This is a genomic window from Nocardia sp. NPDC049526, from assembly GCF_044465765.1.
Taxonomy (GTDB): domain Bacteria; phylum Actinomycetota; class Actinomycetes; order Mycobacteriales; family Mycobacteriaceae; genus Nocardia.
Genome location: NZ_JBITMA010000003.1, coordinates 785,154 through 797,499, shown reverse-complemented (window position 1 = coordinate 797,499; position 12,346 = coordinate 785,154). Strand labels below are relative to the sequence as shown.

The following is a 12,346-nucleotide window of genomic DNA, read 5'->3' as shown; positions in this document are numbered from 1 at the left end:
GTTGACCGCGGCAATCCGCTCCGGCCAGTCGGGGAAGACCGGCACGACATACGCCCTGCCGAGCGTGAAAGTGGTCAGCAGGGCGCCGGTCCCCTTAGCCAGCCCGCGCACGATCTCGTTGACCGCGGCAATCCGCTCCGGCCAGTCGGGGAAGACCGGCACGACATACGCCCTGCCGAGCGTGAAAGTGGTCAGCAGGGCGCCGGTCCCCTTCGCCAGGTCGTACATCTGCCGAAGCGTTCGCTCTATCTCACCGAAGTCCGGTTTCCGCCGCACGATGTCGTTGGCCCCGCATGGCACGTGGAGCAGGTCCGGGGCGAACTCGAGCATGCGGGCCGCCTGGTTCTCGAGCGTCTGGGCGGTTGTCGCCCCGATCTCGGAGACGTTGAGGTAGTCCAGATCCGGCCGGACCGACCGCAAGACACCAGCAACTCGGTCTGACCAGCCCTGATTCCGGTAGCCCGGGGTGGGATCGCCGGTTCCGGCCGAAAGGCTGTCTCCCACAACGGCATACCTGCCCCACGGGGCCCCTGTCAGCAATGCCGCGGCATCCGCCTGGTCCAGGCAGAACGGGTCGACCGCCTCGGTGAAGGTTTGTTGCTCCATAAACGAGAGCATACGGTCGACCGTATGTTTTTCTCAAGCCTTCACCGTCTACCGGCCGGCTCCGGTTCCGAACGTGGCTATCGGCGCTCCATCGGTCGCGGCACGAAGCGGGTGCATTCGGCGGGGAGGCGTACGCCTGCGGTGCGGAGTTGGGCGATTCGGGTGAGATAGGCGGCGCCCAGCATCATTTGGTCGGCGATGTCGGCCGCATGGCGGTTGTTGAGGGCGGCCAGGTAGGTTCCGGCGACCCAATTGTTGAAGCCGCCCATGGCGGGGCCGCACCAGATCTGGTAGTCGGCGGTCCGGTCGGCTTCGCCGCGGATGCTCCAGCCGGAGGACAACCCGAGGTACCACCGGAATACCAAGGCCATCTTGCGTTTTGGATCTTCGTCTGCGCCGACCAACTGTCCGGGGTCACGTTCGGTGAAGTAGGCGACGCAGTCCTGCCATACCGTCTCCAGTGGCCGGCGGAAGAGCGTGGCCTCGAGGTCGCGGCGTAGGTCGGCGGGGATATCGTCCAATCCGGCGTGAGCGCGGTAGGTGTCGTACAAGCGTTGGGCGCGGGCGGCGAACATGGTGCCTCGGCGCAGGACCTGGACCTGCACACCGAGTTCGAACATGTCGGAGGACGGCGACATTGTGCAGTCGGCGAAATCCGCTTGGGCCAGTAGCTGTTTGGTTGTTTCGCACTGGGCCGCCTCGCGGGTGGCCTGGTTGATCGATCCCGTCACCACATAGGCGGCGCCGAGCGCGAAGGCCGCCGCCGCGGCAGCGGGGGTGCCGATACCGCCCGCGGCGCCGATCCGCACCGCCGCCGCCGCGGGCACGGTGGTGGCAATTCGGTCGCGCGCGGCGACCAGTTCCGGGAACAACACGAGCAGTGGCCTGCGGTCGGTGTGGCCGCCGGAATCTGCTTCCGCGGTGATGTCGTCGGCCATCGGCACCTGCTCGGCCAGGCGGGCCTGTTCCGGTGTCAGATCACCGGATTCGACCAGTCGGCGGAGGAGGGCGACGGGTGCCGGTCGCAGGAAGGGTTCGGCGACCTCGACTCGGGACACCTTGGCGATCAGGCGATTGCGCACCTCGATCTGGCCGTGTCGGTCGATGCCGAGGCCCGCCGCTCGGTATCGCACAACCTCGGTGGTCAGGCCCATGAACGCCGAGGCCTCTACGCAGCGCACGCGGTGGCGCAGGCAGGAATCGACGATCGCGCGTTCCAGTGCCGGTTCGGACGGACTGTGAATCAGGTTGCAGGCGAAGGGCTTTCCCAGCGAACTGAGTTCGGCCAGCGCCGCATCCACGGCCGGGGGTGTCACCCCGGCCGCACCGTATGACGCCAGGTAGCCCGCACGCGCCAGCGCCGTCACCAAAGCCGGAGCGGCGATGCCATTGGCCATCGCACCTGCCGCGTATGCCGCGCGCACGCCGTGCGTCGCGTGGAACTGCCTGTCCCCGAGCAACTCCGGCGGCAGCGGCGCGACCGCGGTCAGCACCTGCGACCGTGCCGCGACCGCCGCATCCGAGGTCGCGCCCACCCGGCCGTCGTGCCGCACGATCCAGCACGGTTGCCGCACGTCGAGCAGTACTGCCGTGATGTCGTCGGCGGTTTCCGCGACGACGGTGGTTGACGATGCGGTCACGGCCGCTCCTCTCGCTCACCGAGTTCGATTGCCAGGTCGACCAGTTCGTAGATGCGCAGACCCGGTTTCCACAGCGAACCGTCCGCGATCACGGTGACACCGCTTGCGCCCCTGCGGATTTCCTTGATGTGGGCCTCCAGCCGCACCGTTGCGTCGGTCGGCAGGAATTGGCCGCGGTAGCGCCAGCTGAAGGCGATATCGCTGGGGATGCGGAAGACCGGAGCGCCGATGGTGTCGGCGAATCCGGCGTCGAGCATCCACTCCTGGATGGCGTGGATGACCGATTCCACTCCGAGCGATCCCGGGATCACCGGGTCCAGGTGGAAATGGCGGGCGAAATACCAATCGGCCGGATCGATTTCGCGCAGTGAATGCAGATATCCCGCACCGTATTTTCCGCCGCCGTCGACCACGTCGATCCGGTCGATCAGGGCCAGGGTTCGGCGGGCACACAACCGGGCATCCGGATCCGCTCGGCGAGCGGCCACATCGATGGTGCGGGTGGCCTGTGGATGCTCGTCCAGCCAGGTCGGGACGGACCGTCCGGCGTCGAGGCCGGTCTGGTTCGCCAGTGCTTCGTCGCTGAAGTACCCGAACATGGTCTCGCCGGTGTAGAAGGGTTCACCGTCCACGCTCAGTGTGTAGTCGAAATTCTGCAGTGACGAGCCGGGCAGGATCGTCGTCGACAGCAGGCGCGAGGTCTGCTCGATCGTCTTGTCCCGCAGATCTACCTGGCGCAGGACGGTCGCGGTGCCGCCGAGGTTGCGCAGGCTCAGGGTGACGCCCGGCTGGGTGAGGGTGGGACCGGCGTAGTAGCCCATCAGCAGTGCCGCCTGCAGCGAGGTCTCCATGTACACGAAATGCGGCATGGATTCGTTGGCGGTATCGCCGTAGTACCAGGAATCGGCGGGTGAATCGTATTCGGTGCGGTACGTCGCGGCATCCAATTTGCCACGGGCACCGTCGAATTCGATGACACGATCGACCAGCAGCAGCCCGCCCGTCGGTAGGCGGGTCGCTCGGACGCCGGTGTATTCGGCGAATTCGTGCCCCATGGCGATGGCTTGATCGCCGCGGGCGAGGTGGGTCATGTGGAATTCGTTGAGCAGTAGGCCAGGTACGGCGGCCCCCGGGCCGACGCCCGCGCCCGCCGGTTCGGTCACCGTCACGGTGACCTCTAGCGGAGCGGAACCCGCGATGGTCGCGGTGCCGGTGACATGCGGCCGGGGCACCAGGTCGATTTCCCTGACTACGAATTCGACGGTGCCAGTTCTACTTTCGGTCGTGCCCGGCTCGCTCACCAGCGTGCTCCGCGAAAGGCACAGCTGCATGCCGGTGAACAGTGCGAATACCTCCGCCGCCTGTACCGCGGCCGTTCGCGTATCGCCGTCGAAATGCGCGACCAAGCGGCCGTTTCCGGTGCCGCCGCGCAATTCGATAGCCACGACATCGGTGAGTACCAAGGGGCCCGCCGCCGCGAGTCGTGCCACGGATTCGACGCCGGAGCGCCGATATCCGAATACGTCGGCGACATCGCCCTCGGTGAGGCGCGCCAGCGCTGTTCGATCGAGGCTGGTGCGAGTGGTGCGGGCCAGCGGCTTGAATGTCCACTCCGGCGCGGCGGCGATGCGTGCACCGGAGATGGACGGGCCGCCGTGACCATGGTCGGTCCCCGGGACCTGCGGGTGCACCGCCCGCTGCCAAATCGCCCGTTGCAGTGCGACCTGGGCGGTCAGCGCGGCGCGGTGGGCGGCGACGACTCCCGAACGGATCTCGGTGAGCGGGCCAGGGGTTTGCGGACGTGCCTTTGCTACGGCCGTCGAGGTCGCAACTTCCTGCACCGCAGGCGGTTCGTGCATCCTTGGCGTTTCATGGCCCGCAGACGTTTGGCGCGCGGCCGGGCTACGGTGCACCGCCAGGCGTTCGTGGACCGCCGAATTTTCGTGGACTGCCGGGCTTTCGTTGACCGCCTGGCTTTCGCGGACCGCGGAACTCTCGTACATCTCCGGGCTCTCGCGGACCGCAGAGCTTTCGCGGAACGCAGAGCTTTCGTGCATCGCAGCCGACGCGCCCCGGACGGCAGCAGTGCCGACCGGATCGAACGGCACCCCGTCGAACTCGATCACCGTCATGCCGACCACCCCCGCACCGAAGCCTGGAATTTCGCGGTCAGATCCGGCGTCGTCACCACGGTGACATCCGAGAAGCGTTGCAGCACTGTTCCATCCGATGTTGTTGCGGTGGCGTCGATCCGGACATCGAAGCTGCCGGGCCGCGGGTTGTCCACGGTCAAAAGGAACGGCTCGTCCGTTGGCAGCTGCCGGTAGTAGTCCACGCGGCCGACACCCAGTGGCAGACAGGCCGCCCCGAGGAGTCGGTAGCCCAGTACGGGAGGGCCCTGCAGGATCAGATCGGCCACGACCGGGTCGTGCAGGCGACCGGCGTAGGCGCCGTCGGCCACTCGTGCGGCGGGCAGGGCGCATTGGAAGACGATCGCCTCGTCCGATGCGGCCAGTACCGTGCGCAGGCCCTGCAGGGCGGGCGCGTGGAACTGGATGGCATCGCGGTAGATATTCGCGTCGCTGACCGATCCGGTCGGGATCGTCATGGTCGGCGGCTGATCGGGTTCGGCAGCCAGCAGCAGTGTCGCCCGGAAGTGCAGCGCATCGTCACTGCGGACAGTCGCCTCGACCAGCGCCAGGCCATCGACGGACTCGCCGGGGACGAGATCGAGTTCGAGTTCATCCACCGGATGGTCGAACACGACTCCCTTGAGGACCTGGAAATCCCGGGCACCGATGACCATTCGGCCGGGCAAGCTGCGCTCGGCCAGATTCACCATCGCCCCGATGCCGAATGTGGCTGGTAGCACGATATGTTCGCCGATTCGGTGCGCTCGGATAATCGGATCATCGGTGAGCCCGGTGATGATCCGCCGAGCCTGCATCGCGGGTGGATCGACTGCCGAATCGCCCGTGAGACTTTCGGCTGGACCGATCAGTACTACCGCGTCGTCGCGGCGATCCGCGGTGAACTGTTCGGTGAAGGCCGCCGCACCCGTCTCGGGGTCCAGCAGGGCGATGCCGCGAGCGTGGAAATGCTCGCGCAGTTCGGGCGTCACCATGCCACCGTCCCAGGCACCCCAGTCGATCGCGGTGACGTGGCAGTCGGGATGGCGGCGCCGATAGCTCACCGCGAATCGAGACAGTGCCTCGTTCGCGGCCGCGTAGTCGGCCTGACCCGCGTTACCGAACAGTCCGGCCACCGAGGTGAACAGCACCAGATGCCGTAGTTCGCCGAGTGCGGCCAGCACGGTGGCCAGCCCGGAGATCTTGGGATCCAGTACCCGCTCGATTGATTCGGCAGTTTTGTCGGTGATCATGGAGTCCGCCAGCACACCTGCCCCGTGCACGACGCCGGTTATGGTGCCGCGCCACGGTGCGAGTGCGGTGCGCACCGCCGCCTCGTCGGTCGCGTCGACGGCCAGATACTCTGCCCGCGAACCCAATTCGGTCAGGGTTTCGCTGATTTCGCGGGTCGCCCGTACCTGGGCGCACGCACGCTCGATATCGCGCGGCTTTGCTCCGGTACCGACGAGTGCGCGCACCGCCGCAGCCTTGAGCTCGGTATCGGAAATGCCCGCAGCCCAGTCCGGTTCAGGTGTCGACTCAGAGCGACCGAGCAGGACGAAGCGCGCCTCGCTCCGCTGTGCCAGCGCCCGGACGCATGTGGCGGTGACGCCACGCGCACCACCCGTGACGAGCAGAACATCCTGTGCCGTAAGCACACTCGGACCCTGCTCGTGACGCACGATGGTGACCGAACGGGCGGGCGCATGCGCACTAGGCACCAGCGCCCTGCGCTGCTGCGCCGCATCGATACCGACCTCGAGCGTGTCACGTGCGGCGTCGTGCAACTCCGCGGTGACCAGCTCGGCCAGTCGCGCCGGTGTGATTTCCGGGTCGATGTCCAGTGCCCGGCAGAACAGCGCGGGCTGTTCGGCCGCAAGGGTTTTCACGACACCGCCGACACCGCCGAGCAGTGCGGCGATCGGACCGGCCGTGCCGCGGAAGCCGAGGTGACCGTCGAGCCGGGTCACGGTGACAAACGCCGCCCGATCAGCGGTCTTCGCCAGGCGCGGCACCGCATGACCGGCGGTCAGCACGGCCGCGCCGAGCCACCGCTGCGCGGCCTCCCAATCGGCGAACTCACAGCTCAGCACCGCGAGGCAGACATCGACGGAATCGAGGTCCGACAGGCCTGCCGAATCCGTCCGGTGCACCGACCAGCCCTGCTCGGTGAGCACGGATTCGATGGCGGCGCAGTCTGCATCCGCCTGGCCGGTGAGGTCGACCAGCGCGACCACACCGCCCTCGCGATACGGGGCAACGGCCCGGTCCAGCGACGGCAGGGTGATCAGTTCGACGGCATACCGCGGCGTTTCGGCCGCGGCCTCAGCTTTTGGGTGGACATCACCACCCACCGACGTCGCGAGCTCGTCGACGATCTGATCCACTGTGCGTAGCGTGCCAAGCTGCTCCGGACCGAGGCTGGGTAAGTCCGGAAACCTTTCCTGGAGTGCGCCGATCACCTGAACCCGCTTGATCGAATCCACCCCGAGATCGGCCTCCAGATCCATCGACGGATCCACCATCTCCACCGGATACCCGGTCTTCTCGGCCACGACCTCCCGCAACGCGCTCAGCAGTGCGTCGGTGGATGCCTGAGCGCTGGATGCCGCGCCGGACTCCGTAGCAGCCACGCCACCATCAGCCTGGAACTCGGGAGCAGCGGCAACGCCACCGTTGAACTGGGGAGCGGCGGAAGCGCCACCGTTGAACTCCGGAGTGACCGGTCCACCGTTGGTGGAGATCCCCGAATGCGCCGCATTGGTTTCGGCAGCACCCGATGTGCCGACGCCCCCCGAAGCCAACGGCCGACGCTCAGGCGCCGACTCGATGGCCGCCTGCCGAGTGGATTCCACCCGCCGCGTCACCGCCGCCGTCCGCGCAACTGGCGCGAAACCACCCTCCAGCTCCGCCAACTGCCCGAGCACTTCACTTGCCCGCGAATGACTTTCACTGATCGCCACACCGTGATCCTTCACGGCTTCGATCGCCCGCACGGTCGCCTCGTCGAGCGATCCATTGCCGAGCGCCCCGGCCAGGTTGCGGGCCATATCCAGCTGCCCGTCGAGGAACTGCCGGTGGGTCTGTAGGTGCTGCACGAGCGCACTGTCGAGTGCGTCCGAGCCCGAGTCGTAGGGCTGATACACGGTCGTCTCCGTTGGTTCGGCGAAAGTTGCTGCCACGGGCAGCGTTTCAGGCTGAGGATCGACGACGGTGTCGACAGGAGTTGGTGCGGCGACACTGACGCGATAGCCGTCGTCGAGTGCGGCCGCATACGCCGCACGCCGGCTCTCGGGCACATACTCGGGCGCCGAGATCGTCACGGTCATCGCACGATTCGAGGTGCGCGCAGCGGGCAAAGGCGCGGCGTGCCGATTGATGCCGTGCAGGCCGAAGCCGAGCACGGCCAGCCGCACTGCCGCCCGTACCAGCGCGAGATCGCTATTGCCGATGGGACCGGAATCCGTCGGGATGGCGACGACATCGTCGCCGAGGGTGCGCCGCACCAATGAGGTCAGCACCTGCTTCGGCCCGAATTCCACGAATACCGTGCAGCCGTCCGCACGCATCGCGGTCAGCGCGGCGACGAATTCGACCGGCTTGCTGAGCTGTCCGGTGAGCAGCGCGCGATTGGCCGCGACATCATCGCCATAGCGGGCATCGGGGGTATTCGCATACACCGGCGCGTCGGGCGCAGCGATCGTCACCGCCGCCGTCGCGCCGGCGAACGCGTCCACAGCATGCGCCACATACGGCGTGTGGAACGCACCCGACACCGGCAGTGCCCGAGTGGCCACCCCACGCGCACCGGCCCGCTCGACCACGGCGGCGATCCCCTCCGGCCCGCCGCCGACAACGACCTGATCGGGCGCATTGTGGTTGCAGATCCACACATCGTCGACACCGGCGAGCAGTTCCTCGGCGATCTCCCGCGACGCGCCGAGCGCCACCATGGTCCCGGCCTCGACCCCGGCGGCCGGCGTCATCGCCGCACCGCGCGCCCGGGCCAGGGCGAAGAAGTCCTCGGTGCCGACCGCACCGGAGGCCCACAGCGCGGTGAGTTCACCGAAGCTGTGCCCCAGATATCCGTTCGCACGGAACCCGCACTCCGCCAGCGCCCGGAACTGCCCGGACGACAGCGCACCGATCGCGGGCTGCGCGAATTCGGTTCGACGCAAAGACTTTTCCTGCTCCGACGATGTCTCTTCGTCGAAGGCGGGAGGCGGGAACACCACCGAAGACAGCCGCACCGGCGCCCCGGTGAATGCGATATTGGCCGCATCGAAGGCCGCGCCGACCGCCGGGTTGCTCAGTGCCGCATCCGCTCCCATATCGACGTACTGGCTGCCCTGCCCGGCGAAGAGCGCACCGATCTTGCGCTCCGGCAGCGCCGACGCCCGGAAGTACACGCCCTCCGGGTGATCCCACGCCACGGCCTCGGGATTGCGCACCAGTTCGTCCACCGCGAGCGCCCGCAGGTGTGCGGCATTCTCATCGTCGACCGAGACGAATCCGATGCGCGAGTGATCCTCCGGAATATCGCCGCCGTCGACACCATCCACGCTGCGGACCGCGTCCACCAGCCCGGCCACATCGGGCGCATGCCACAGATGCGCCCGCGCGGTGCGGTGCAATACCGGCTCGGTGCGACCGGAGTCGGCCTCCTCCAACACGACGTGGAAGTTGGTGCCGCCGAATCCGAATGCCGAGGCCGCCGCCCGGCGCACCGGACGCTGCGGATCCCGGATCCACGGCCGCGTCCGGGTATTCACGTAATAGGGCGCGTCGTCCGGCGCGATCTCCGCATTGGGTGCGTCCACATTGATGGTGCCCGGCAATACCTTCTGGTGCAGTGCGAGCGCCAACTTCATGACCGAGGCGGTACCGGCTGCACCCTTGGTGTGCCCGATCTGCGACTTCACACTGCCGAGCGCCGCGAAGCGGGACTCCGAAGTCGCGTCGGACAGCAGTGATTTCAGCGCGGTGAGCTCGGTCTTGTCGCCGACCGGCGTACCGGTCGCATGCGCCTCGATGAGCGCGACATCCGCCGGTGAGCATTCGGCGTCGGCATAGGCCCGATCGAGGGCGACCCGCTGCCCGCCCGCCCGCGGCGCGTAGATGCTCTTCGCCCGGCCGTCACTGGAGGAACCCAGGCCGCGGATGACGGCATAGATCCGATTGCCATCACGACGTGCGTCTTCCAGCCGGCGCAGGGCGAGCATGGTGATGCCCTCGCCGAGCAGGGTGCCGTTCGCATCGGAGGAGAACGGGCTGATCTGTCCGTTCGCCGACAGCGCCCCCACCTTGCTGAAGCACATGTAGATGAAGATGGTGTTCTCGGTATCCACACCGCCGGTGATCATCATGTCGGCCCGGCCGTCCTGCAGTTCGGCAATGGCGGTCCGCAGTGCGGCAAGCGATGCCGCACATGCCGCGTCGACGGTGCAGTTGATGCCGCCGAGGCCGAGCCGATTGGCGACCCGGCCCGCGGTGATATTGGCCAGCAAGCCCGGGAACGAATTCGCTTCCCACGGCGCGAAAGCCGCGACGAACTTATCGGCGATCGCATCGGCGTCGGCATCGGAGAGCCCGACCGAGCGCGCCGCCTCCTTCAACACCGGTGTCGAAAGTCGAGCCGCCAGCGGATGCATCAGCGGCACCGGTCCGGTGGTGCCGAGCACGACGCCGGTCTTGCCCGGGTCGTACCAGGCGGAATCGACCGCGCCCGCATCGATCAGCAGATCGCGCGCCACACCGAGACTGAGCGTCTGCATGGTGCTGGTGACTTCGAGCTGATTGGGCGGCAGCCCGAATTCCAGTGGGTCGAAGTCGATATCGGGCAGGAACGCACCGCGACGCGAGTAGGTCTTGTCCGGCGCGTCCGGATCGGCGTCGAAGTAATCGTCGAGACTCCAGCGCGATGTGGGCACCTCGATGGTGCAGTCCACGCCGTCGACGATGTTCTGCCAATACTCTCGATGGTTGTGCGCGTTGGGCAGCAGCCCGGACATCCCGACAATAGCGATCGGGTTGCGCGCCAGGCGTCTGTCGTCTGTCACGAAAGTTCCTCTCGAACCGGGTGGAAAATCAGGCGGCGACGGTGGTCGCGGTACGCGACGCGATGAGTTCGGCCGCACCCGCGGCGAACATGTGATGACCGAGCGAGCTCGGATGCAGACCATCGGCGGTCCACACCTCGGGCCGCTCCCACTCGGACTGGGCGGCGATATCCAACAGCAGGGTGCCGGTTTCGGCGGTGACGGCGGCCAGCACCGCATTGGCGAAGACGAACCGCTCCCGCAGTAGCGCACGGAACCCGTCCGGCACCGGCAGCCGAGCCGGAATATCCGGGTAACTTGCCGTGAAAACCGTTGCGCCAGTGCTACGTAACGTACCGAAGAGGGTTTCGAGATTGCGTTCGAACCGGTCCGGATCGAAATCGCTGACCAGATCGTTCACGCCGACGACGACACCGAAAAGACCCGATCGCGCCGAAACAGCCCGGCGCAGTTGCTGTTCGAGCACATTGCCGGTGGTGGCCCCGTGCACACCGAAGTTGCGCACGGCAGCGGGACGCAGGCCGAGCTGGCCGCCCAATCGGGGCACCCAGCCGCGGTAGCCGCCACCGGCCGCGGCGTCACCGCGGCCCTCGACGAAGCTGTCCCCCAGGGCGGTTAGTCCGGGGCCACTCATGCCGTCACCCCATCGTTGGTGACATGCCGCGCGTCGACTGGAAAGTCGACCTTCTCGTACAGCTCGGTGAGCTCCTGCTCGCCGAAATACTTGTCCGGCGAGTAGATTCCGGCGATCAGCCCGAAGAACTTCTTCGAGTAGTCCTCGTCATAGCTGGTCGCGCGGAATACCGAGTCGTAGTACGGCGTCAGCGACAGCTCCGAAATGCTCTGCGTCAGTTCGTAAGTGCTCGCGCTCTGCGCGTCGCGCTCCACCTGGTACTCGGCCAGCGCCTCGTCCAGCGGCCGGGCGCCGGACAGGCCGGCGTCGACCAGATCGGCCAGCAGCTGGGCGTACTTGAAGGCGTCGGTAATGCCCCAGCCGGTGAACGGATCCTTGTGGTAACCGGCGTCTCCCACCAGCGCCCAACCGGGTCCGTAGGAACGGCGACGGTAGTTGTCCGGGTAGAGCATGGGCCGGAACTGCTCGACGCGCTTACCCGTATCCCGCAGGCGCGCACCGAGTTCCGGGTCGATCTGGTCGACGATCTCCTGCACACCGGCATCCGGATCGGTGCGGAAGTCGCGGAAACGGTCACGCTTGCGCATCACCGCGACCAGCGCGAGTCCGTCATTGGTCGGCCACGACGCGAACTGCTGCTCACCGAATCCGGTGCGGTGCTGCATCCCCCAGTCGACGCCGTCGTAGTAGGAGTAGTAGATGAAGCACGCCGCCGGGGAGCCCTCGTACACCTCGGCGCCGACCGCCTTCGCAACGGTCGAATTCGATCCGTCGGCACCGATCACCAGACCGGCACGGAACTCCTGTTCCGCACCGTCGCGAATGCGCCCGCGGATGCCGACCACCCGATCCTCGTCGAACACCAATTCGGTGACGGAGAATCCGTGGATCACCTCGACGCCCGCATTACCGGCCGCGTCGACCAGGATCTTGTCCAGCACGGTGCGGCGCGGACAGTACACGGCGTCGATGCCGTCGGCCGCCACGTCGGCGAAGCCCTTGATGACGATGTCGGTGTAGGAGAAGTTCAGGTGCCGGATGGGCGGGCAGCCGGAGGCCACCACCTGGTCCAGCAGACCCCACGACTTCAGCATTCCGAGTCCGGCCTGGTGGATGTAGTGGGTCGAGGGGGTGTCGCTCGGGAAGGTGGCGCGGTCCACGGCGAGGACCCGGTAACCCTTCCTGGCGAGCAGCATGGCCAGCGGGGAACCCGCAACCCGAGTTCCGACAACGATGACGTCGTACATGTTCGCATCACTTTCCGGTAGTCGAATTCGA

Annotated in this window: 6 protein-coding genes; all 6 read right to left on the bottom strand. The window is 67.2% G+C overall.

Annotation, left to right across the window (positions count from 1 at the left end; all coding sequences use genetic code 11):
* Positions 1-606, bottom strand: a 606-nt coding sequence (locus ACIBW7_RS13225; RefSeq protein WP_397046477.1) for an SGNH/GDSL hydrolase family protein, incomplete at its 3' end; no start/stop codon positions are given.
* 77 nt (positions 607-683) lie between these two features.
* Complete coding sequence (locus ACIBW7_RS13220) at positions 684-2,246, bottom strand: PfaD family polyunsaturated fatty acid/polyketide biosynthesis protein (RefSeq protein ID WP_397046476.1); 1,563 nt, start codon at positions 2,244-2,246, stop codon at positions 684-686.
* The gene (locus ACIBW7_RS13215) at positions 2,243-4,378 is read right to left on the bottom strand and encodes a beta-hydroxydecanoyl-ACP dehydratase (protein ID WP_397046475.1); all 2,136 of its coding nucleotides are present in this window, start codon (positions 4,376-4,378) and stop codon (positions 2,243-2,245) included. The genes ACIBW7_RS13220 and ACIBW7_RS13215 overlap by 4 nt, the downstream gene beginning before the upstream one ends.
* Complete coding sequence (locus ACIBW7_RS13210; protein ID WP_397046474.1) at positions 4,375-10,434, bottom strand: SDR family NAD(P)-dependent oxidoreductase; 6,060 nt, start codon at positions 10,432-10,434, stop codon at positions 4,375-4,377. Before ACIBW7_RS13210 ends, ACIBW7_RS13215 begins: the two co-directional genes overlap by 4 nt.
* Before the next feature lie 28 nt (positions 10,435-10,462).
* On the bottom strand, positions 10,463-11,068 hold the full coding sequence (locus tag ACIBW7_RS13205) for an SGNH/GDSL hydrolase family protein (protein ID WP_397046473.1): 606 nt from the start codon (positions 11,066-11,068) through the stop codon (positions 10,463-10,465).
* A complete protein-coding gene (locus ACIBW7_RS13200; protein ID WP_397046472.1) occupies positions 11,065-12,315 on the bottom strand; it encodes an NAD(P)/FAD-dependent oxidoreductase in 1,251 nt (416 codons plus the stop codon). Before ACIBW7_RS13200 ends, ACIBW7_RS13205 begins: the two co-directional genes overlap by 4 nt.
* Positions 12,316-12,346 lie beyond the last annotated feature (31 nt).